The following is a 21,790-nucleotide window of genomic DNA, read 5'->3' as shown; positions in this document are numbered from 1 at the left end:
CACGCCCGGGCCAAAGCGCCGGGTGGTGGTCGCGCGCGCCCGGGTCACAGGGCAGGATGGGCGGCATGAGCGAGCACGGTGGAGTGCCCGGCGGCGGTCTGGTGAAGGGCCTGGCGGTCACGTTGAAGACGATGACCCGCCGCTCGACCACCCAGCAGTACCCGGATGTGGCGCCCGAGCTGCCGCCGCGCTCCCGTGGCGTGATCGCGCTGCTGGAGGAGAACTGCACGGTCTGCATGCTCTGCGCGCGCGAGTGCCCGGACTGGTGCATCTACATCGACTCGCACAAGGAGGAGGTGGCGGTGCCCGGCGCCGCCCGCCCCCGCCAGCGCAACGTGCTCGACAAGTTCGACATCGACTTCTCGCTCTGCATGTACTGCGGCATCTGCGTCGAGGTCTGCCCGTTCGACGCGCTCTACTGGTCGCCCGAGTTCGAGTACGCCGAGTACGACATCAAGGACCTGCTGCACGACAAGGACCACCTGGGCGAGTGGATGGCCACCGTCCCGCCGCCGCCGGCGCACGACCCGCTCGGCGACCCCTCCAAGGAGGAGACCACCGCCGCCCGGAAGGCGGCGGGTCCGTCGGCCCGTCCGGCTCCTTCCCGGGTACGCCCGGACGCCGCCACCGATCCGGGCGGAGGCACCGCCTCATGACCGGTGCGGACGTGCTGCTGCTCGCGCTGGGCGCGGTGGCGGTGGGCGCGGGCGCGCTGGTGGTCGCGACCCGGCACCTGGTCCGGGCCGGGTTGTGGCTGGTGGTGTGCCTGGGCGCGCTCGCCGGTGACTACCTGGTGCTGACCGCCGAGCTGGTGGCCTGGGTGCAGGTGCTCATCTACGTCGGCGCGGTGGTGGTGCTGCTGTTGTTCGCGGTGATGCTGACCCGCGCGCCGATCGGCCCGTCGGACGACCTGGACCGGCCCGGCTGGGCCGCCGCGCTGGTCGGCGGCGGTAGCGGCCTCGGCCTGGCGGTGCTGCTGATCGACGCGTTCCGCTGGTCCCGGGTGGACCTGCCGGCCGCCGGCACCGCCGAGCGCCTCGGCGAGCAGATCTTCCGCTCCTGGGTGCTGCCGTTCGAGGTGCTGTCGGTGCTGCTGCTGGCCGCGCTGGTCGGCGCGATCGTGCTGTCCCGCCCCGACATCGGCCGCCGGTCCGCCGACGAGGGCGGGCGCCCGTGAGGCCGGTCATCCCGTACGTCACCGCCGCGCTGCTGTTCGGCCTCGGCGTGTACGGCGTGCTGCGCCGCCGCAACGCCGTCCTGGTGCTGATGGCGGTGGAGTTGATGCTCAACGCGGTGAACCTGGTGCTGGTCACCGCCGACACCACTGTGAAGGCCGTGCTGCCGCACTCGGGGCAGGTGTTCGCGCTGTTCGTGATCGTGCTCGCCGCCGCCGAGATCGGTGTCGGGCTGGCCATCGTGCTCCAGCTCTACCGGCTGCGCGCCAGCGTCACAGTCGACGACGTCCCGCTGGCCGAGCCGGCGCCCGCGGTGACCGCGGCCGAGCGCCCGGAAGGAGCGGTCCGGTGAGCACGCCGACGCTGTGGCTCGCGGCGGTGCTGCCGGGCGCCCCGCTCGTCGCCGGGCTGCTCGGCCTGCTGCTGCCGCCCGCCCCGAGCCACGACCGCGCGTCGGCCCGGCGGCTGGCGGTCGCGCTGGGCGTGACGGGTGCGGCGGTGTCGCTGCTGGCCGCGCTGGCGCTGCTGGTCCGCGTGGACGCGCCGGTCGAGGCGTCCACCACCTGGGTCGACCTGGGCGGGCTGCGGGTCACGCTCGGCCTGCGGCTGGACGGCGTGGCAGTGCTCGTCGCGACGGCCGTGGCGGCTGTCGCGCTGGCCGTGCAGGTCTACTCGATCGGCTACCTGCGCCGGGGCCCGCACGACGACGTGGACGTCGACCACCGCTACCCGCCGTACGCGGCGCAGTTGAGCCTCTTCACCGCCGCCATGCTCACCGTGGTGGTGTCCGGTGACCTGATCATGCTGCTGGTCGGCTGGGAGGTGATGGGCGTCTGCTCGTACCTGCTCATCGCCCACGACCGGCGGCTGCCCGAGGCGCCCGGCGCGGCGGTGAAGGCGTTCCTTGTCACCCGCGTGGGTGACGTCGGTTTCCTGCTCGGCATCGCGCTGCTCGGCGTGGGCGCGGGCAGCTTCCGGATCGCCGACGTGCTGGCCCACGACTACGGCACCGGTACGCTCACCGCCGCCTGCCTGCTGCTGCTCGCCGGGGTGGCGGGCAAGAGCGCCCAGTTCCCGCTGCACACCTGGCTGCCCGACGCGATGGCCGGCCCGACGCCGGTGTCCGCGCTGATCCACGCCGCCACCATGGTCGCCGCCGGGGTGTACGCGGTGGCCCGCCTGTTCCCGCTGTTCGAGCGCGCACCGGCCGCGCTCGCCGTGCTGGGCGTGATGGCCGCGATCACGATGCTGCTGGGCGCGTTCGCCGCCACCGCGCAGGACGACATCAAGCGCGTGCTCGCCTGGTCGACCGTGTCGCAGATCGGCTACATGACCGGCGCGCTGGCGGTCGGCGCACCGGCTGCCGCGCTGTTCCACCTGCTCACCCACGCCGCGTTCAAGGCGCTGCTGTTCCTCGCCGCCGGTGCGGTGATCCACGCCGTCGGCACCACGCTGATGTCCCGGATGGGCGGGCTGCGTACCGCCATGCCGGTGACGTTCTGGTGCACTGTGGTCGGCCTGGGCGCGCTGGCCGGCGTACCCCCGCTCTCGGGTTTCTGGAGCAAGGACGGCGTGCTCGCCGCCGCCGAGGCGGCCGCGCTCGACGGCGCCGGGCCGAGCGCGGCCTGGGTCGGCTGGCTGGTCTGGCTGGCCGGGCTGGTCGGCGTGGCGGTGACCGCCTGGTACGCGACCCGGCTGCTGTTGCGCACGTTCCTCGGCACCACGCGCACGCCGCTGCTGCGCCCGCACGACCCGCCCGCGCTGCTGCGCTGGCCGGTGCTGCTGCTCACGGTCCCGGCCGCGTTGCTCGGCCTGGCCGCGTTCGCGCCGTGGCTCGCCGACCGGCTGCGCGTGCCGGGCGACGACACCGGCGAGGCGGTCGAGCTGGTGCACCTCGCGCCGAACCTGGTCCTGCCGTTCCTGCTGCTGCTCGTCGGCGCGGGCGTCGCCTGGGCGGGCTGGCGCCGCGACCCGGCCGCCGACCCGGCCCGCTTCCTGGGTCCGCTGCGGCCGGTCTTCGCCCGGGCGTTCCGGCTCGACGACGTCCAGCACACAGTCGTCGTACGCCCGGTGGGCGCGCTCGCGCGGGTCGTGCGTACCGGTGACGAACTGGGCGTGGACGGGCTGGTCGAGGGCAGCGGCCGGACGGCGGTCGAGGTGGGCGGTGGCCTGGCCGCGCTGCACCGGGCGGCGCTGCCGCGGGCGGCGGCCGGGGTGCTGGCGGGCGCGCTGCTGATCGGCCTCGCGGTCGCCCTGATCGGAGTCACGTCATGACGTTCGGGCAGGTCCTGCTGGTCGCCGTGGTGGCGGTCCCGGCGCTCGGCGCGCTGGCCACCGCGGTCGTGCCCGGTGACCGGGCCGGCCGGGTGGTCGGCACCGTCGCCGCCGCGTTGACGCTGCTGGCGACGCTGCCGCTGGTCGGCGGTGACCACGGCTGGTTCGGGTACGGGCCCCGCCCGGCGGTGCAGCCCTGGCACCAGGTCGACGTGGCGTGGGTGCCCGGGCTCGACCTGCGCTTCCACCTGGGCGTGGACGGCATCTCCTGGCCGCTGGTGGTGCTGACCGCGCTGCTGACGCTGCTGTGCTGCGCGTACACGCTGTGGCGGGTGCCGTCCGGCGGCGGCAGCGGGCGGGCGCTCGTGGCGCTGCTGCTGGTGGTCGAGGTCGGCATCCTCGGCACGTTCCTCGCGCTCGACCTGGTGCTGTTCTTCCTGTTCTTCGAGGTCGTCCTGCTGCCGATGTACGCGGTGATCGCCGGCTGGGGCGGCGCGGACCGTCGTCGGGCGGCCCGCAAGTTCGCGCTCTACACGCTGTTCGGCTCGGTGCTGCTGCTGGTCGGCGTCTACGTGGTGGTGGCCGCCGCGGGCACCGCCGACCTGGTCGCGCTCACCGGCGGCGCCGGGCTGTCCCGGGGCACCCAGCTCGCCGCGTTCACGCTGCTGGCGCTCGCGTTCGCGGTGAAGAGCCCGCTCTGGCCGCTGCACTCGTGGCTGCCCGACGCGCACACCCAGGCGCCGACGGTCGGCAGCGTGATCCTCGCCGGGGTGCTGCTCAAGATGGGCACGTACGGCATGATCCGGGTCGCCGTGGGGGTGGCCCCGGAGGGCGCCCGCTGGGCAGCGCCGGTGCTCGGCGTGCTCGCCGTCGCCGCCATTCTGATCGGCGGCCTGGTCTGCCTGGCCCAGGACGACCTGAAACGGCTGATCGCGTACTCCAGCGTCGGCCACATGGGCTTCGTGCTGCTCGGGATCGCCACGCTCACCGCCACCGGGCTCCAGGCCGCGCTGATCGGCAACATCGCCCACGGCGTCATCACCGCCCTGCTGTTCTTCCTGGCCGGCGCGGTCAAGGACCGCGCGCACACCGGCTCGCTGGCCGACCTGTCCGGGCTGCGGGAGACCGCGCCCCGGCTGGCCGGGCTGCTCGGCTTCGCGGCCGTCGCCTCGCTGGGGCTGCCCGGCCTGGCCGGGTTCTGGGGCGAGGCGTTCGCCGTGGTCGCCGCCGTGCAGCGGGGCGGCCCGCTCTGGCTGACCCTCGCCGTGCTGGCCGCGCTGGGCGGGGCGCTCACCGCCGCGTACTTCCTGCGGCTGCTGCGCCGGGTTTCGCACGGGCGGCCCAGCCCGGCGGTGGCCGGGCTCGCACCCGGGCTGGCCGGCGCGGAACTGACCGCCTGGGCGCCGCTGGTGCTGCTCGCGCTCGCGGTCGGCCTGGCCCCGGCGCTGGTCCTGTCCTACGCCTCCGGCCCGGTGGAGGCGCTGCTGGGGGTCGTCCCATGAGCCTGGTGCAGCCTGTCGACAACCTGGCGATGCTGCCTGCGTACCTGGCCGCCGGCACGGCCGTGCTGGTGCTCCTGTTCGACCTGCTGGTGGCCCGGCCCGCCGTCACGGTGGCGGTGGCGGCGCTCGGCGCGGCCGGCACCGCGGCCGGCGCGGCACTGGTCGGGGCGGCCGGTGAGCGGCGCACGTTCTGCGTGGGCGCGGACTGCTCCTGGGTGTGGGGTGGCCGGGCCGCGCTGGCCGGGGCCGTGATCGCGCTGCTCACGCTCGGCGTGCTGGCGCTGTCCGGCCCGCTGCTGCGCGCCGGGCGCACCCCGGTAGGGGAATACTGCTTCCTGCTCGCCTGCGCGATGACCGGCGGCGTGGTGCTCGGCGCCGCCGGTGACCTGATCACGCTGATCGTGGCGCTGGAGACGCTGACGCTCCCGCTGTACGTGCTGGTCGGCCTGCGCCGGGGCAGCCTCGCCGGCGCCGAGGCGGCGGTGACGTTCTTCGTGGTCAGCGTGGTCGCCACCACTGTGACGCTGCTCGGCGCGGCGCTGCTCTACGCGGTCGCCGGCACGCTACACCTGGACCGGCTCGGCGCCACGCTGGCCGACCGCGCCGACCTGACCGACCTGCCGCTGACCGGCGTCGCGGCGGCGCTCGTGGTGGCCGGGCTCGCGTTCAAGGTCGCCGCCGTGCCGTTCCACGCCTGGGCCCCCGCCACGTACGACGGCGCGCCGCTGCCGGTGGCCGCGTACCTGTCGACCGCCTCCAAGCTCGGTGGCGTGGTGGCGCTGCTGGCGGTGGTGCAGCGCGCGCTGCCCGGTGACCAGACCGGCCCGGTGCTGGCGGCGCTGGCGGTGCTGACCATGACCGTCGGCAATCTGGTGGCGCTGCGTCAGCGGCGTACCGTGCGGTTGCTCGCCTGGTCGTCGGTGGCCCAGGCGGGGTACATCCTCGCCCCGCTGGGCGCGCTGGCGCTGGCCGCGGGCCGCACCGGCGACGCGCGCACGGCCGCGTACGCGGCAGCCATCGCGTACGCGATCTTCTTCGTGCTGCTGGAGCTTGCCGCGTTCGCCGCGGTGGTGGCGTTGCGCCCGGCGGACGGCGACGGCGGCACGCTGGCCGACCTGCGCGGCGCGGCGCGGCGGCACCCGTGGGTGGGCGGCGCGTTCGCGCTGGCGCTGATCGGGCTGGCCGGTCTGCCGCCGGGCCTGGCCGGGCTGTTCGCCAAGGTGACAGTGGTACGCGCGCTGCTGGCCGGGCACGCGGGCTGGCTGGCGCTGGTGGTGGCGTTGAACGCGGTGATCGGCCTGGCCTACTACCTGCGGGTCACCGCCTCGCTTTACGCGACGCCCACGGGCGCGGCGGCGGTCCGGCCGGCGCGGACCGTGGCGCTGGCGCTCGGCGTGGCCACCGTGGCGGCGGTGGTGATCGGTTTCGCACCGCAGCTGGTGCTGGACGTGGCGGCGCGCTGACCGATTCGTGCCCTGGTGGGCGACCGCTTCAGCGTGTGCACAGCAACATCCAGCCAACTTTCAGCCATGAGCCGGATGGTTGACGGGTACCGGTGTGTTGAACCGGTCAGCGGGCCTCCCGCAAGGGCCCGCGCACCGAAGGAGAGATCGTGCATCACAACCGTCTCAAGACCGCAGCGCTGCTCGGCCTGTTGACCTCGCTGATCCTCGCGATCGGCTACTGGTTCGGCGGTAGCGGCGGTCTCGTCATCGCCGTCGTCGTCTCGTTGCTGATGAACGGCGTCACCTACTTCTTCTCCGACAAGCTCGCACTGCGCTCGATGAAGGCGCAACCGGTCAGCGAGGCACAGTTCCCCGAGCTCTACCAGATGGTGCGGGAGCTGTCGACGCTCGCCGGCAAGCCGATGCCCCGGCTGTACGTGAGCCCGACCTCGCAGCCCAACGCGTTCGCCACCGGCCGTAACCCGGAGAACGCGGCGGTCTGCGTGACCCAGGGGATCGTGGAGATCCTGGACTACCGGGAGCTGCGTGGCGTGATCGGCCACGAGCTGTCGCACGTCTACAACCGGGACATCCTGATCTCCAGCGTGGCGGCCGGCCTGGCCGGCATCATCACCATGCTGGCGAACCTCGCCTGGTTCATCCCGCTGGGCTCGTCCGACGACGAGGACGGCCCGAACCCGGCCGTGCTGCTGCTCACGCTGATCCTCGGCCCGATCGCCGCCACGGTGATCCAGCTCGCGATCAGCCGGAGCCGGGAGTTCCAGGCCGACCAGTCCGGCGCTGAGCTGAGCCGCGACCCACTGGCCCTGGCCAGTGCCCTTCGCAAGATCCACATGGGTACGCAGGCGCGCCCGCTCGCGCCGCAGGGCCAGCTCGCCAGCACCGCGCACCTGATGATCGACAACCCGTTCAAGCGGGGCGGCGGCATCGCCGCGATGTTCGCCACCCACCCGCCGATGGAGCAGCGGGTGGCCCGCCTGGAGCAGATGGCCCGCAACTCCGGGCCGGTGCAGTTCCAGCGCTGACCCGCCGTACGCCCGCACCGCGCCCGCGTCCCCAGGACGCGGGCGCGGTGGTGTGTCCGGGCACAATGCGTTTCCCCCGATCAGTTCGCGCCGTTAGGGTCGAAACGTCTCCCACCCATTACTCCCTCGGAGGTCGACTGTGGCCGCACTGCGCCAGTACCAGGGCGTCTGGCGGATCCCCGGCGCGCCGATGCTGCTGATCCTCGGCATCATCGGGCGGCTCGGGATCGGCATGACCCCGCTGGCGCTGCTGCTCGTCGTCGAGCAGGTCACCGGCCGCTACTCCCTGGCCGCCGTCGCCGGCGGCATCTACGCGCTCTCCGGCGCCGCGCTCAGCCCGGTCGCCGGACGCATCGCCGACCGGGTCGGCCCCACCCCCGTCCTGGTGGCCACCGCGCTGGCCCACCCACTCGCCCTGATCGGGCTGCTCGTCGCCACCCGCTCCGGCACCGGCAACCTCCCGCTGATCTACCTGGCGGCGGGCCTGGCCGGCGCCACGTACCCGCCGCTCACCGCGGCGATCCGGGGCGCCTGGAACGACCTCACCGCCCCCGCCACCGGCCGGGCGCACCTGCGCAACACCGCGCTCGCCGCCGAAACCACCCTCTTCGAGGTCGTCTTCGTGATCGGCCCGCTGCTGGTGGCCGGGTTCGTGCTGTTCGCCGACGCCTCCGCCGCGCTCGTCGGCGCCGCCGTGGTCACCCTGATCGGCACCGGCGCCGTCGCGTTCGGCCGGGTCATGCGCGGCTGGCGCCCGCACCCGCGCGAGCACCACGCCCGGGGCCTCGGCCCGCTGCGGATCGGCGGCTTCCCCGCGCTGCTGCTCTGCGTGGCCAGCCTCGGCATCGCGTTCGGCGCCTCCGGCGTCATCGTCCCGGCCTTCGCCGGGAACTCCGGCGCCGACGACCCGGAAAGCCTGGCCGGCGTGCTGCTCGCCGTCTGGGGCATCGGCAGCGCCATCGGTGGTTTCTGGTTCGGCGTACGCAAGCCCGCCGCCAACATGACCCGCCAGTTCGCCTGGCTGCTCGGCACCGTCGCGGCCAGCTTCGCCGTCTTCGCGGTGATGCCCGGCCCGGCCGCGCTCGGCGTCGCGCTGGTACTCGGCGGCGCGGCCATCGCCCCCGCGCTCACCCTGGAGAACACGCTGGTCGGGCGGATCGCCCCGGCCGGCATGCTGAACGAGGCGTACACCTGGGTGGTGACCATGTCGGTCGCGGCGAGCGCCGCCGGTGGCTCGATCGCCGGCCTGATCATCGACCACGCCGGCGGCGTGTCCTGGGCGTTCGTCTTCGCCGGGGTGGCGGTCGCCGTCGGGGCCGCGGTCGCCGCGCTGCCCGCCGGCCCGATCTCCCGGGCCGAGGCCACAGCGGTACGCGCCGAGCAGTCACTGGCCGCCTGACCGGTGGTGTCCGGGTGCGCCGGCCGGCGGCCCGGTCCCCTCCCGGCGCCTCCCCGGCCGGGGCGCCCGGCCACGAGCAGGCCCAGCACGAGGATCGCCACCGCGCACGCCAGCAGGGTGGGCCGCGCCCCGAGCAACGCGGTCGCCGGACCGCCGAGCATGGTGCCCAGCGGCACCGACAGCACCAGGAGAGCCCCGTTCGCCGCCAGTACGCGAGGCAGGTCGGCGGCCCCGGCCCGGCGCTGGAACAACACCGTCACGGTCGGCTGGTAGGGGGCCCAGACCAGCCCGGCGAGCGCGAACGCGGACAGTGATAGCACCACCGGTGCGCCCAGGCCGAGCGGCAGCAGCGCGGTGCCGAACAACGCCACGATGCCGGCGAGCGTGGTCCGCGGCGGCCAGCCGCGCAGGTGCCCGGTGAGCAGCCCGCCGAGCAGCGAGCCGACGCCGAACGCGGTGTAGTAGGCCGCGAGCGTTCCGGCGGAGGCGTGCAGGTCGTCGGTGACGTGCACCGGCATGGCCACGTAGAACGGGCCGAAGAGGAAGAAGAACGCGAAGGACAGCGACAGCAGACCGAGCAGCGACCGGTCCCGCGCGATGATCCGGAATCCGGAGGCCGGTCGTTCTGCGCGGTTGCCCGTGCCCGCGTTGCTCGCGTGGCGGTCTGTGCCGGCGTTGCTTGCATGGTTGCCTGTGCTCGCGTTGCTTGCGTGGCGGTCTGTGCCGGCGGTGCGTTCGTGGCGGTCTGTGCCCACGTGGCGGGTGGTCGGGATGACGAGGCGGTAGCTGACGGCCAGCACGGCGAAGCTGACCGCGTCGATCGCGATCACCCACACCGGGCTCACCCCGGCGATGAGCAGACCGGCCAGCGGCGGCCCCACGATCGTCGCCGCCTGGCCGAGGGTCCCGAGCAGCGCGTTCGCGGCCAGGTGGTGCCGCTGCGGCAGCAGTTCGGCCACGAGCGTGAACCGACCGGCCGACCCCCACGGGTGCAACAGCGAGGACACCGCCAGCAGGGCGACGTAGAGACCGGCGTCCAGCACCCCGACGAGGTGTGCGGCCGGGATCGCGCCCAGCGCGGCCGCCCGTACCGTGGCGTCCCAGCCCGCGAGCTGAGCCCCGCTCCGCCCACCCAGCCAGCGACCGAGCAGCACCGCACCGGCCGCCCCCGGCAGCGTGTACGCCGCCACCGCCAACGCGGTCCAGGTGCCGCGCTGCCCCTCCGGGGCGAGTTGCAGCGCCAGCCACGTCACCGCGACCAGGGCCAGCCCGTCACCGAGCGCGGACGTGGCGAGGCCCGGCAGCAGCCGGCGCAGCACGGGATGGCCGAGCACCGGACGGTAGGGGAGGAGCAGCGCGGAGGTCATGGCTACCACCCGACCCCACGCCCGCCCTCCGGAACAACGAAGTTGCCTGTGGGCAGAAGCCGGCCGGAAACGACGGAACCTTTCCGCCCCGCCGTGAGTGGAACAAGCTGAGCAGGGAGGTGAGGGTGTCCGACGACGACGTGATCGCGGATGTCTATGCCGGGTGTTTCCGGCGGCTGGTCGTTCAGCTCTACGCGGTGACCGGTGACCTGAGCGAGGCGCAGGAGGCGGTACAGGAGGCGTTCACCCGGGCGCTCGCCGCGCCCCGCCGGTTCGCCGGCCTCGACAACCCGGAGGCGTGGCTGCGCCGGGTGGCGGTCAATGTCGCCCGCAGCCGGCATCGGCGTCGGCGGGTGCTCGACGGGCTGCTGCGACGGACGTGGTCGCCGCCGGTGGTCGCCGACAGCGCGCCGGAGCATCTGGCGCTGCTGGCCGCGCTGCGGCGCCTGCCGGACGGGCAGAGGCACGCGCTGGCCCTGCACTACCTCGTGGACCTGCCGGTCGAGGAGGTGGCGCGAACCCTGGGCGTCTCCGTCGGCACAGTCAAGTCCCGGCTGTCCCGGGGGCGTCAGGCGCTCGCCCTGCTGCTCTCCCCAGCCGACACCGTCGATGCCGTAGCCAGTCGTAGGAGGGCCGATGTCCGATCGTGAGTTCAGCGGGTTCGACGTGGACACCATCACCGACGCCGTCCGTCAGCCACCGCTCGACGATCTCCGGGCCGCCGTCGACTCGCGTCGTCGGCACCGCAGAAGCGGGATGGCGTTGGCCGCTGTGGCGGTCCTCGTGGTGGCCATCGGGGCCACCGCGCTCGTCCGCGCACCCCGCCAAACCGACCCGGTGCCACCGGCTGGGCCGTCGCCCACCCCGACCGTAACCACCGCCGCCGGCACACCCGAAGACTGGGCCCGGATCGACGCGGCCGTCATCCCGGCGCTGCTTCGACAGGCGCCCGAGCTGAGCGGCCCGACCCGGCCCGACCTGCTCAGCAACTGGAACAAGCAAGGCGGGACGGAGGGAGAGACGACTCTCACCGGCTACTGGGGTCAGGGCACCCTCGGCGCCGGGAACGGCAACGCTCACCTGTCGGTCCAGCTCACGCGAAACGCCGGTACCTCCCTCGCGTCGATGATCACCACTGCCTGCCCCTCCCGCACGGCGAGCGGCACCTGTGTGCAGCAGGTGGGCCCCGCGGGCGAGAAGATCAAAGTACGAACCTCGCTCCGGGAGCACCGGCTTCCGGCGGAGCGCGGCGCCGAGGTCGTGCGGTACGAGACGCTCAGCGTGGACCTGCTCCGGCCCGACGGGTCCGCAGCGTCCCTCCGCCTCACCGCGAGGAACGGATCTCTGCCACTGACACCGGACCAGGCAATCGGCGTGGTGCTCGATCCGCACCTGGTCCTCGGCCCCGCGACGTCCGCCACGCCTGGTGTCGAGGCGACGAACTAGGAGATATCCCTTGGCGGGTGCGACCGGCCGGCCGGTCGCACCCGCCTTCGGCATGACGGAGGCCCGCCGACGGCTCACGGTCCATGGTGGTTGCGGTAGGCCGCCGTGGGTCTTCGAGGAGCCTGCAACACGTTCCGATCATGCGTCCGGCCGAAGGGGTCGTGTCCCATCAGCGGTCCTTGCCCGCGAGGGGTCGGAGCGCGCGCCGGGTCGAGGAGAGGCCGACCGACATCCGCGCGGGTGGCAAGGCCCGGCCGGCCCGATGACCAGGCCGGCCAGAGTCTCTTACCGGTAGTTGGTGAACTGAAGAGCCAGACCGAAGTCCTCACCCTTGAGCAGCGTGATGACGGCCTGGAGGTCGTCCTTCTTCTTGCCGGTGACGCGGAGCTGGTCGCCCTGGATCTGCGCCTGCACGCCCTTCGGGCCCTCGTCGCGGATCTTCTTGCTGATCGCCTTGGCCTTGTCCGAGTCGATGCCCTGCACCACCTTGGCATCGATCTTGAAGATCTTGCCCGACTGCTTGGGCTCGCCGGCATCGAGTGACTTCAGCGAGATGTTCCGCTTGATCAGCTTCTCCTTGAAGACCTCCAGCGCGGCCCGTACGCGCTCCTCGGTCTCCGCCTGGATGCTGATCGCCTCCTCGCCCGACCAGGAGATCTCGGCACCCGTGCCCCGGAAGTCGAACCGCGTCGAGAGCTCCTTCTCCGACTGGCGGAGAGCGTTGTCGACCTCCTGCCGGTCGACCTTGCTCACGATGTCGAACGAGGGGTTCGCTGCCATGCTCATGCTCCTGCTGTCCGGCGGTCTGTCCTGGTCCGTCCCGCGCTGACCAGCGTGGGACCTCCTGACGGTACCCGGTTGCGGCGGTACCGGGGGCAACCGCTATCCTTGCTTCCGCCGCCGCGTTGCGACGCGGTGGTGTGCCCTGGCGGGTTGCCCGAGCGGCCAATGGGAGCGGACTGTAAATCCGTCGCGAAAGCTACAGAGGTTCGAATCCTCTACCCGCCACCAGGTGCAGATGCGGCCCCTGACCAGCAGAGATGCTGATCGGGGGCCGTTCTCGTTCGTCTGGCCGAGTCCGGCTGAGTCCAGCCGTCTGCGACTGATTGCGGGCGGGCCACGGAAAGGACGTCCACGACAAGATCGGGGATGATCCGTGGTGGCTCAACCCTGGTCCCTGCCGGCACCGCTGTCGCCGACCAGTCGTCGAGCTTCGGCGATGACCTCCGCATCGAGATCCTCGGGCTTGGTGCTGACCAGCATGTGTACCTCGTTGGCGGCCTCGACGTACTCGTAGGCGCTCTCCAGGTTGATCAGTTCGCCTGCCAGGGGAGTCCCGGCGTAGGTGATGAACTGTGAGACCCAGGACGTGAGTTCGCGAGGCGCGATCTTCCTGGCGAGCAGTCGTCGCGCCATGATGCGGAGGACTTCCTCTTCGGCCTTCCGGCTCGCTTCCCCGTAGTAGGTCAGGGAGAGTTCCGCGAACGCATCAGCCAGCCAGCGACGCAGCTCGTCGTCCTCGCTGCCCTTCACGGGGGAGACGCCGGCCAGGATCCGGAGGGTCGGACTGTCGACGCCTGCCACCAGGCAGTCGCAGGCGGCCCTGACCACGTCAACCGCGGTGGCGGAGCCGATGCTCCAGAAGGCGACGGTGTCGTGAAGGTTGGCAAGAGCCGCTTCCCTGGTCATCGACACATGATCGGTCGGCAAGCTGGTGGTGTCGCGGAAGTTATTGGGCGCCGGGAACGGTGGCAGGGGTGGATCCATGGGCGTTGGGCAAACGGGGGCCGTGGACCGGCAAGCCCTGGCTGGTCGGCAGGAAAGCAGCAGCTGCCTCGGCCCATCCCGCTGCTGAAGTGCGCTCGTGACGAGCAGAGCGCCGGATCTGCGCCAAATGGGACTGAACTGCTTGATTGGTGTGGGTGCGAGGGGGTGTCTGAGCTTTGCCGTAAGCTGCCGTCCCATGGCGTCGAGCACTGAGGAGCGGGACCGGCTCTACCGCGAGATCCTGCTCGCGCCGCTCCGCACGTCGGCGGATTGCCTTCCCGAGATGGGAGGGGCCGACGAGGTCGACCTTGCCGGCTTCACCGCGCTGTACGGCGCTGACCCGCTCTGTCGCTGAATGGGCGTCGCCTCGCCCCTGATGTTCGCCGCGCAGAGCCGCGGGCGGCGTGACGTCGATCCACAGGTAGTTCGGCGTCGGCTGCGAGCGCATCTTCCGCCAGGTCCTCAAGGCGGAGTTCGGACTGTCCGAGAACCAGGTCACATGGTCTGCTCGCGATACCTGACCGGCAACTGGAGTGTCTTCCCAGCCGTGGGCGGGCATGACCCCCTGTCCAGTACTTTCGGCTTCCTGCGGGACGTTGTCGGCTACGTCCAGCGGGAGACCACTGAGTTGCGCGCCGGTGCGGAGCACGTTCTGCGGCGACTCTCGGAGGCGACATGACGGAGATCGTCGAGCGCGCGGCGCACAGCCGCAACGAGCACATGACGTTCCGCGCCAACATGGGTGTGGGCAGGCACGGCTGGTTGCGCCTCACGCCCGCCTACGGCGTACGCCTCGTCCGCGATCGCATGTCGCACATGCCGAGCGGCAGCATCGTCACCGACCCCTTCTCGGGCACGGGCACGACGCCGCTCGCGGCTGCCGAGCTCGGTCACCGGGGGCAGTCGGTGGACATCAACCCGTTCCTGGTCTGGCTCGGCACGGTCAAGACGACGAACTACCCGGAGGACACGCTCGTCGCGCTCGCTGACGCCGTGACGAGTGTGCTCGACGGGGCGCGGGCGCACGACGAGGACGCCGATCTCTGGCAGCCGAGCCTGTTCAGGATCGAGAAGTGGTGGTCGCCGGGCGCGCTCCACGCCCTCAAGGCGCTTCGGAACGAGATCGACCGTTTCGACGGGCAGATCCGCGACCTGCTGGAGATCGGTCTCTGCCGGTCGCTGATCTCCTGCTCCAACGCGGCTTTCAACCATCAGTCGATGTCCTTCAAGGAAGCGCCGGCCGAGCAGGCGCTCTTCGTGGTCGACGACCTCGACAAGGCGCTCGACACGTACGCCACGGAAATGGCGACGATCATCGAGTCCGCCCGTTTCGACCTCGCCGGCACGGCGGTTGTCCGGCAGGGCGATTCGCGGACGGGTCTGGACGGCCTGGAGCCTGCGGACTTCGTGCTGACCTCACCGCCGTACGTGAATCGGATGAGCTACATCCGCGAGCTTCGCCCGTACATGTACTGGCTCCGCTACCTGGATGTGGCCGGCGACGCCGGCGAGCTCGACTGGCGCGCCATCGGTGGCACGTGGGGCACCGCCACGAGCAAGCTCAACACGTGGAAGCCGGACGTCGGGACGCCTGTCGACGGGGCGATGAAGGTGGTCTGCGAGAAGATCGCGGCCGACGGCGGCAAGAACGGTCCGCTGCTTGCCAGCTACGTTCACAAGTACCACCACGACATGTGGCTGCACTTCCAGAGCGTCACGAAGCACCTGAAGCCGGGCGGCAGCGTTTCCTACATCGTCGGAAACTCCACCTTCTACAAGCACGAGGTGCCAGCGCACACCTGGTATGCCGTGATGCTGCGCGAACTCGGCTATTCGGACGTCAAGGTGGAGACCATCCGCAAGCGGAACTCCAACAAGGCGCTGTTCGAGTACGACGTCACCGGCACGAAGCCCGCGTGAACGGGCAGAGGCGGTAGCCGACCGTCAGGGTGCTGCCACCGGCTGTTGCCCGCCTCGTCGGCGGTGAAGCAGTCAGGCGGGTGGGTGTCGCACCTGGCGACGCCGTCGGGGCAACCGCCACCGGCCGGCTGATGATTCACTCGGTTCTCCTGGCGTGAAACCTTGCCTCAGGCATCGATGATGGTAGAGGCTGTCCGAGGGCGGCCGACGGGAGCGCCGACGCCATCTACTGTGGCCGCGGCCGGGTGCCGACCGGCTGACGGGTGAATCAGGCGCTAAGCGTGGTTTACGCGCGAAGTCGTTGTGCGCGCCTTCCGTAGCGGCTGCGGGGCTGATCGTGACGGTATGCTGGGCCGGAGGGTGAGCCGCGCCTGTCGAACGGATGATTTCCCTGCCACTGCCCCTGCGCGAGGGCTCGCGCAGCTTTTGCCCGTGAGCGGGGTGTGGCACGATCGTGGAACCTTCACGATGGTTGTAACTCTCCCGACAGGAGCAATCATGTCTGGTCGTAGGCTGGGCCGGCTGTTTGGCTCGCTCCTCCTCGTTTCCGCCGCCTTGGGCGTTTCGGTAATCAGTGCAAAGTCCGGCCTGGGCGACCTCCGCCTCCTCGACTACGTCTGGGTCTGACAGCGACCCGGGCTGACCTCCACGGGGGCGGAAGCCGGTGGGTCCTGCCCGCCGGACCGGGAGTGGGACCCACCGGACAGGGAGTGGGATGAGCGGGCGAGACAACCCGAGGCGCAGACCCTCCGAGGACGCCTGGATAATCACCGCGCCGCTCGCCCTGGTAGCGGTGGCTTGTTCGACGGTCACCGGATTGATCGCGAAGCCACCCATCGGCGGGTGGCTTCCGGCGGTGCTGCTCCTGGCGCTGATGATCGTCGCCAGCGGGCCGGTCGTCGGCGTGGTCATCCGCCGGCAGTCACTCGGTATGACGCTCACCGAGCTGCCGCTGGTGCTCGCCTTCTACTTCCTGCCGCCGCTCACCGTCGTCCTGATCTACACGCTGTCCTCGCTCGTGACGCACCTGCGTCACCGGTTGTCGGCGCCGAAGCTCTGGTTCAACGTCGCGCGTGCGGCGGCGGGCACCTCGGTCGGCGCCCTGGTGCTGACCATCCTGCCGCCGACCGAGGGCGTGGGCCCCGCCACGTGGCTGGGCCTCTGCCTCGCGGTGGCGATGGTGATCCTGGTGAGCCTCACCTCGATCGCCGCGGTCCAGACCCTGCTCATCGGCTGGCACGCCGGCCGGGAGACGTTCCGGGCGCTGCGTTCGGGCGTGCTGACCAACGGCATCAACGTGTCGGCCGGCCTGATCGTGCTGATGCTGCTGGAGCAGTCCTGGTGGTCCCTGGTGCCGTTGGCCGCGCTGGCCGCGGGGCTGGTGGCGGTCTACCGGTCGTACACCGAGTTCTTCCAGCAGCACCGCACGCTCAGCGGCATGTACGAGCTGAGCCGGGCGATCTCGGCCAGCGGCCAGGACGGCACGCTCGCGGACGCCCTGCTGGGCCGTGTCCGGGGTCTGATGCAGGCGGAGTACGCGACGTTGTGGCTGCCCGCCCAGGGCCGGCACCCGGAGACTCTGCTCACCGCGCGGGTCGATGACCCCGGCCTGCTGGACACCGCCCCGACCGGGGTGGAGCTGCGCCAGCGGGCGATGCAGAAGGCCCGCCCGGTCACCGTCGGCCGGGGCGTGTGCAGCGATCCGGAGTTCCGGGCCAGCCTGGCCGAACAGGGCGTCAAGGACACGATCATCGTCCCGTTGCGCTCGGGCCGGGTGGTGATCGGGACGCTCGAGGTGACCAACCGGCTGGTCGACCCCTCGCACTTCACCGCGCGCGACGTCGCGGTCCTGGAGACGGTGGCGGCACACGCCGCTGTCGCCCTGGAGAACTCTCGCCTGGTCGACCGGCTGCGGCACGACGCCGACCACGACACGCTCACCAAGCTGCCCAACCGGCGCCGGCTGACCGCGGCGGTGGCCGAGGCGGTGAAGATCGGCGCGCCGGGCGAGGTGGTCGCGTTGCTCCTCTTCGACGTCGACCGGCTCCGCCAGGTCAACGAGTCGCTCGGCCACGCCGCCGGGGACAAGGTGCTCGTCGAGGTGGCCGAGCGGCTGCGCGCCTGCGCGCCCTCCTCGGCGCTGGTCGGCCGCGCCGGTGGGGACGAGTTCCTGGTGACGCTCCGGCTGGAGAGCACCGAGGCGGCCCTGGAACTGGCGGCCCAGCTCCGGGAGCAGATCCGCGACGAGATGGTTTTCGACGCGCTCACCGTGGACGTGGACACGGTGGTCGGCGTGGCGGTCCACCCCGACCACGGCAGCGACGCGGTGGCGCTGTTGCAGCGCGTCGACCTGGCGGCCAGCGCCGCCAAGTCGGTCCCGGGCAGCGTGCAGCTCTACAGCCCGGCGCTGGAGTCGCGGTCGCTGCGCCGGCTCGGCCTCGCCGGCGACCTGCAACGGGCGCTGGACGAGGGCAAGCTGGAGGTCTACTTCCAGCCCAAGGTCACGCTGCGGGACCGCCGCCTGGTGGGCGTGGAGTGTCTGGCCCGGTGGGAGCACCCGGCGCACGGCACGGTCTCGCCGGACGACTTCGTGGCGGTGGCCGAGCACACCGGCCAGCTCGGCCGGCTCACCGAGTTCGTGCTCCGGGAGAGCCTGCGGCGCAGCCGCGACTGGAGCCACGGCGAGCAGCCGCTCTCCGTCGCGGTCAACCTCGCCGCGCGTACGCTCACCGACCAGCACTTCCCGGCGCTGGTACGCGATCTGCTGGCCGAGTACGGCGTGCCGCCGCAGCGGCTGACACTGGAGGTCACCGAGGCCGGTGTGCTGGACGGAGCGGAACGTCCCATCCCGACCCTGCGCAGCCTCCGTGACCTCGGTGTCCGGCTCTCGGTGGACGACTTCGGCACCGGCAACTCGTCCCTGGCCCAGCTGCGCCGGCTGCCGGTGCACGAGGTGAAGGTGGACCGGTCGTTCGTGCAGGGCATGGCGACCGATCCGGGTGATCTGGCGATCGTGAACGCGGTGGTGACGCTCTCCCAGCAGTTCGGCCTGGCGGTGGTGGCCGAGGGCGTGGAGAGCGAGCTGATGCTGGAACTCCTGCAGGACATCGGCTGCGAGATCGGCCAGGGCTTCCTGTTCAGCCGCCCCCTGCCGTACGAGCGTCTGGAGGCCTGGTTCGGTGCCCAGGTCGACCCGGAGACGGTGGCCACGGGGGAGCTGCCGCGGCTGCGTGTGGTGCCCTGAGCAGGGCCGACACGTACCTGGGGGATCCGATTTCACCTCGGCGACGCGGTCGTGTACTGTTTCCCCTGCGCGACACCCCCCGGGGTGATCGGGCAGGCCCCCTTAGCTCAGTCGGCAGAGCGTCTCCATGGTAAGGAGAAGGTCTACGGTTCGATTCCGTAAGGGGGCTCAGAGGGTCCGGCTGGACCCGCCACGGCGGTGTAGCTCAGATGGCAGAGCAAGCGGCTCATAATCGCTGTGTCGCCGGTTCAAGTCCGGCCACCGCTACTCTCGTCCTCCGGGTACACCCGGTGGTCGGTGGGACGGGCGCCACAGGCGCCCACTTTGCATGTCCGCGTTGTCAGCGCGTAGGCTGACACGCCGTAGTTGTTCCGTGAGCGAGGAAGGCACTCCGCCGTGGCGAAGGCGACCGATGTTCGGCCGAAGATCACTTTGGCGTGTGTGGAGTGCAAGGAGCGCAACTACATCACGCGCAAGAACCGCCGTAACGACCCGGACCGCATCGAGCTGAAGAAGTTCTGCCCCCGGGACGGCAAGCACACCGTTCACCGCGAGACCCGCTGATCGCGACCGGCGCAGCCGGTCGGCACCAGCTTCCGCGTACGCCGATCCACCTGACGGGTGGCCTCCGGGCCGCCCGACCGGGCGGATCGGCGTTCGTGTTTTCCGTGTAGGTTCGGCGGCATGTCCCTGGACCCGTCCTTCGTCGGCCGGACGTACCCGCCGACCGCCCCCTACCAGGTGGGCCGAGAAAAGATCCGCGAGTTCGCCACCGCCATCGGCGCGACCGACCCGGCCCACCACGATCCGGAGGCGGCCCGTTCGCTCGGCCACGCCGACGTGGTGGCCCCGCCGACGTTCCCGGTGCTCGTCACGATGGCGGCGAGCCGGCAGATCGTCGAGGATCCGGCGCTCGGCGTCGACTACAGCCGCGTGGTGCACGGCGACCAGCGGTTCGCGTACACCCGGCCGGTGGTGGCCGGCGACGAGCTGGTGTGCGTGAGCACCATCGAGGAGGTCACCACCCGGGGCGGGCACGGCTTCCTGACCACCCGCACCGATGTGAGCACTGTGGACGGTGAGCCGGTGGTCGCCGTCTGGTCCAAGATCGTCGTACGCGGGGAGGCCTGAGGACATGGAGCTGCCCACCCAGACGTACCGGGTGACCCGCGCGGACCTGGTCCGCTACGCGGGCGCCTCGGGCGACTTCAACCGGATCCACTGGAGCGACCGCGTCGCCACCGACGTGGGGCTGCCGGGCGTCATCGCCCACGGCATGTTCACCATGGCCCTGGTCGGCCGCGCGGTGACCGGCTGGGCCGGCGCGCCGGACGCGGTGGTCGACTTCGGCGTCCGGTTCACCCGGCCGGTGGTCGTCCCGGACACCGACGAGGGCACCGAGATCGAGGTGTCGGCGGTGGTCAAGGAGGTCACCGAAGACGGTCTGACCAGGCTCGACATCACCGCCACCTGCCAGGGCGAGAAGGTGCTGTCGCAGGCCCGGGCACTGATCCGCACGACGCGCTGAGGGTCCGCCCGACGCGCGAGGGGCAGACCGGTTGGGAAAGTCGCACGACTACCCGTACACTGGTCCGCCGTGGGGCAAGTGACCCCCGCTCGGCACAGTGTGTCCGGGTGGAGGTGAGTTGCCGCACAGGGGTGTAGCTCAATTGGCAGAGCAGCGGTCTCCAAAACCGCAGGCTGCAGGTTCAAGTCCTGTCACCCCTGCGCCTCAGGCCTGACCGTTCCGTGGGTCGCGTCGCCCTCACCGGCGGCGTCCGGCCCGTGGTGGTGGCACCGGTGGGGTGGTTCCGAGGCGCTCGGGCCCTCCCGGCCGGTCCGCCGGCCGCGGCCCGTCGCGGGACGGTTGGTCCGGCCGGCGTGACCAACACGCCGCGCACGCCGCCCGGCGTGCGACCCCATATCCCGCACGGAGGGCGAAGTGGCCAAGAGCAAGCGCCGCGGCGAGGACGACGGCGACGAGCGTCTGAACGACGACGCGACCGTCGACGGCGTGGCCGACGACGACGTGGCCGACGACGACGCCACCGACGCGGACGAGCCGGTCTCCCGGGGCGGCACCGCGACCCGTAAGCGGGCGCAGGCCGAGCCGGCCGAGGGCCGGAAGACCCGCAAGGACACCGAGCGGATCGGGCTGTTCGCCCGCATCGCGCGGTTCTTCCGCGAGGTCGTGGCAGAGCTGCGTAAGGTCATCTGGCCGACCCGCAAGGAGCTGCTGACCTACACGGCCGTGGTGGTCACCTTCGTCGCGGTGATGCTGGCGATCGTGGCCGGCCTGGACTACGGCTTCGCCAAGGCGGTGCTGTGGGTCTTCGGCGAGCCGAGCTGACCTGCGGACAGCGATACTGACGGAAGTGAGCGAGCGTGCCTGAGTACGACGAGACCGCCGGAACCCCGGACGACCAGTCCACGGTGGCGACGGCGGCCAACAACGAGTCGGTCGAGGCCGCCAGCGAGCCGGAGTTCCCGACCACCGAGCCGGCCCCGGACGAGGACTTCGACCCGGTCGCCGAGCTGCGCCAGAAGCTGCGCTACGCGCCCGGCGACTGGTACGTGGTGCACTCGTACGCCGGCTACGAGAACAAGGTCAAGACCAACCTCGAGACCCGGATCACCTCCCTCGACATGGAGGACTTCATCTACCAGGTCGAGGTGCCGACCCGGGAAGAGGTCGAGGTCAAGAACGGCAAGCGGTCGCAGGTCCAGGCGAAGGTCTTCCCGGGCTACATCCTGGTCCGGATGGAGCTGACCGCCGAGTCCTACTCCTGCGTCCGGAACACCCCGGGGGTCACCGGCTTCGTCGGCGCGACCGACCGGGCCGACCGGCCGGCGCCGCTGAGCCTCGACGAGGTGCTCAAGTGGCTGGCCCCGGCGGTCGAGACCGAGCAGAAGAAGGCCAAGCCCGAGGTCAAGGTCCTCGACTTCGAGGTCGGCGACTCGGTCACCGTCACCGACGGCGCGTTCGCGTCGCTGCCGGCGACGATCAGCGAGATCAACGCCGACCAGCAGAAGCTCAAGGTGCTGGTGTCGATCTTCGGCCGGGAGACGCCGGTCGAGCTGAACTTCAACCAGGTCGCCAAGATCTGACGTACGTCGGCACCGGCGGCCCGCCCCTTCCGGGGTGGCCGCCGGTGCGCCGTTTCGCCGCCTGCCGACCTCGGCGCGGAGGGTGGCCGACGGCTGC

Annotated in this window: 20 protein-coding genes, 4 tRNA genes and 1 pseudogene; 22 read left to right on the top strand and 3 right to left on the bottom strand. The window is 71.8% G+C overall.

Annotated elements, in window-relative coordinates; all coding sequences use genetic code 11:
* Nucleotides 1–65: 65 nt before the first annotated feature.
* The 8 genes from A4R25_RS10825 to A4R25_RS10790 all read left to right on the top strand — a co-directional run bounded on the left by A4R25_RS10825 (nt 66) and on the right by A4R25_RS10790 (nt 8,841).
* Nucleotides 66–656 (top strand): NADH-quinone oxidoreductase subunit I, encoded by a 591-nt coding sequence (locus A4R25_RS10825; RefSeq protein WP_051611348.1) that lies wholly within the window; start codon nt 66–68, stop codon nt 654–656.
* A complete protein-coding gene (locus tag A4R25_RS10820) occupies nt 653–1,177 on the top strand; it encodes an NADH-quinone oxidoreductase subunit J (RefSeq protein WP_064446630.1) in 525 nt (174 codons plus the stop codon). The genes A4R25_RS10825 and A4R25_RS10820 overlap by 4 nt, the downstream gene beginning before the upstream one ends.
* Nucleotides 1,174–1,527 (top strand): NADH-quinone oxidoreductase subunit NuoK, encoded by a 354-nt coding sequence (nuoK, locus tag A4R25_RS10815; protein ID WP_043328211.1) that lies wholly within the window; start codon nt 1,174–1,176, stop codon nt 1,525–1,527. Before A4R25_RS10820 ends, nuoK begins: the two co-directional genes overlap by 4 nt.
* Nucleotides 1,524–3,449: an NADH-quinone oxidoreductase subunit L gene (locus tag A4R25_RS10810; RefSeq protein ID WP_064446629.1), complete on the top strand. Its 1,926-nt coding sequence runs from the start codon at nt 1,524–1,526 to the stop codon at nt 3,447–3,449. Before nuoK ends, A4R25_RS10810 begins: the two co-directional genes overlap by 4 nt.
* A complete protein-coding gene (locus A4R25_RS10805; RefSeq protein WP_064446628.1) occupies nt 3,446–4,951 on the top strand; it encodes a NuoM family protein in 1,506 nt (501 codons plus the stop codon). Before A4R25_RS10810 ends, A4R25_RS10805 begins: the two co-directional genes overlap by 4 nt.
* Entirely contained in the window at nt 4,948–6,414 is a 1,467-nt protein-coding gene (locus A4R25_RS10800) for an NADH-quinone oxidoreductase subunit N (RefSeq protein ID WP_064446627.1), read from the top strand. The genes A4R25_RS10805 and A4R25_RS10800 overlap by 4 nt, the downstream gene beginning before the upstream one ends.
* Nucleotides 6,415–6,563: 149 nt before the next feature.
* On the top strand, nt 6,564–7,442 hold the full coding sequence (gene htpX / locus A4R25_RS10795; protein WP_064446626.1) for a zinc metalloprotease HtpX: 879 nt from the start codon (nt 6,564–6,566) through the stop codon (nt 7,440–7,442).
* Nucleotides 7,443–7,581: 139 nt separating this feature from the next.
* Nucleotides 7,582–8,841 (top strand): MFS transporter, encoded by a 1,260-nt coding sequence (locus A4R25_RS10790; protein ID WP_043328221.1) that lies wholly within the window; start codon nt 7,582–7,584, stop codon nt 8,839–8,841.
* On the opposite strand, the pseudogene A4R25_RS30590 reads toward A4R25_RS10790, so the two are convergent.
* A pseudogene (locus tag A4R25_RS30590) lies at nt 8,841–10,208 on the bottom strand (MFS transporter); the annotation flags it as partial. The gene A4R25_RS10790 and the pseudogene A4R25_RS30590 overlap by 1 nt on opposite strands.
* A gap of 125 nt (nt 10,209–10,333) precedes the next feature.
* On the opposite strand from A4R25_RS30590, the gene A4R25_RS10785 reads away from it, so the two are divergent.
* Both A4R25_RS10785 and A4R25_RS10780 read left to right on the top strand, forming a co-directional pair.
* The gene (locus tag A4R25_RS10785; protein WP_043328223.1) at nt 10,334–10,858 is read left to right on the top strand and encodes an RNA polymerase sigma factor; all 525 of its coding nucleotides are present in this window, start codon (nt 10,334–10,336) and stop codon (nt 10,856–10,858) included.
* Nucleotides 10,859–10,874: 16 nt separating this feature from the next.
* Nucleotides 10,875–11,654: a hypothetical protein gene (locus A4R25_RS10780; RefSeq protein ID WP_157539033.1), complete on the top strand. Its 780-nt coding sequence runs from the start codon at nt 10,875–10,877 to the stop codon at nt 11,652–11,654.
* Nucleotides 11,655–11,939: 285 nt separating this feature from the next.
* Here the strand turns inward: A4R25_RS10780 and A4R25_RS10775 are convergent, their stop codons facing one another.
* Nucleotides 11,940–12,434, bottom strand: coding sequence for a YajQ family cyclic di-GMP-binding protein (locus A4R25_RS10775; RefSeq protein ID WP_064446624.1), 495 nt, complete (start codon nt 12,432–12,434; stop codon nt 11,940–11,942).
* A gap of 147 nt (nt 12,435–12,581) precedes the next feature.
* Here A4R25_RS10775 and A4R25_RS10770 point away from each other — a divergent pair.
* Nucleotides 12,582–12,665 (top strand) — tRNA-Tyr (locus A4R25_RS10770).
* A 153-nt stretch (nt 12,666–12,818) separates the two neighbouring features.
* Here A4R25_RS10770 and A4R25_RS10765 read toward each other — a convergent pair.
* Nucleotides 12,819–13,421, bottom strand: a complete 603-nt coding sequence (locus A4R25_RS10765; RefSeq protein WP_157539031.1) for a hypothetical protein — start codon at nt 13,419–13,421, stop codon at nt 12,819–12,821.
* A 196-nt stretch (nt 13,422–13,617) separates the two neighbouring features.
* Between A4R25_RS10765 and A4R25_RS31080 the strand changes: the two genes are divergently transcribed.
* From A4R25_RS31080 to nusG, 11 genes are all read left to right on the top strand, one after another.
* A complete protein-coding gene (locus A4R25_RS31080; protein ID WP_157539029.1) occupies nt 13,618–13,776 on the top strand; it encodes a hypothetical protein in 159 nt (52 codons plus the stop codon).
* Nucleotides 13,777–14,096: 320 nt separating this feature from the next.
* Nucleotides 14,097–15,341, top strand: coding sequence for a hypothetical protein (locus A4R25_RS10755; protein ID WP_064446622.1), 1,245 nt, complete (start codon nt 14,097–14,099; stop codon nt 15,339–15,341).
* A gap of 715 nt (nt 15,342–16,056) precedes the next feature.
* Nucleotides 16,057–18,585 carry a bifunctional diguanylate cyclase/phosphodiesterase gene (locus tag A4R25_RS10750; RefSeq protein WP_030501622.1) on the top strand — a complete coding sequence of 843 codons (2,529 nt, stop codon included), beginning with the start codon at nt 16,057–16,059 and terminating at the stop codon, nt 18,583–18,585.
* Between the two features lie 96 nt (nt 18,586–18,681).
* Nucleotides 18,682–18,754 (top strand) — tRNA-Thr (locus A4R25_RS10745).
* A 25-nt stretch (nt 18,755–18,779) separates the two neighbouring features.
* Nucleotides 18,780–18,852 (top strand) — tRNA-Met (locus A4R25_RS10740).
* A 129-nt stretch (nt 18,853–18,981) separates the two neighbouring features.
* Nucleotides 18,982–19,149 carry a 50S ribosomal protein L33 gene (gene rpmG / locus A4R25_RS10735; protein ID WP_013288652.1) on the top strand — a complete coding sequence of 56 codons (168 nt, stop codon included), beginning with the start codon at nt 18,982–18,984 and terminating at the stop codon, nt 19,147–19,149.
* Nucleotides 19,150–19,269: 120 nt separating this feature from the next.
* Complete coding sequence (locus tag A4R25_RS10730) at nt 19,270–19,716, top strand: MaoC family dehydratase N-terminal domain-containing protein (RefSeq protein WP_030501621.1); 447 nt, start codon at nt 19,270–19,272, stop codon at nt 19,714–19,716.
* A gap of 4 nt (nt 19,717–19,720) precedes the next feature.
* Nucleotides 19,721–20,113, top strand: a complete 393-nt coding sequence (locus A4R25_RS10725) for a MaoC family dehydratase (protein ID WP_030501620.1) — start codon at nt 19,721–19,723, stop codon at nt 20,111–20,113.
* A gap of 127 nt (nt 20,114–20,240) precedes the next feature.
* Nucleotides 20,241–20,313, top strand: a tRNA-Trp gene (locus A4R25_RS10720).
* A gap of 214 nt (nt 20,314–20,527) precedes the next feature.
* Nucleotides 20,528–20,935: a preprotein translocase subunit SecE gene (secE, locus tag A4R25_RS10715; RefSeq protein ID WP_030501619.1), complete on the top strand. Its 408-nt coding sequence runs from the start codon at nt 20,528–20,530 to the stop codon at nt 20,933–20,935.
* Nucleotides 20,936–20,970: 35 nt separating this feature from the next.
* Nucleotides 20,971–21,693 (top strand): transcription termination/antitermination protein NusG, encoded by a 723-nt coding sequence (gene nusG, locus A4R25_RS10710; protein ID WP_030501618.1) that lies wholly within the window; start codon nt 20,971–20,973, stop codon nt 21,691–21,693.
* The last annotated feature ends 97 nt before the right edge of the window (nt 21,694–21,790 follow it).

It is taken from the genome of Micromonospora sp. NBRC 110037, from assembly GCF_001652995.1.
Taxonomy (GTDB): Bacteria; Actinomycetota; Actinomycetes; order Mycobacteriales; family Micromonosporaceae; genus Micromonospora; species Micromonospora chalcea.
This window is presented reverse-complemented; position numbering and strand designations above follow the sequence as displayed.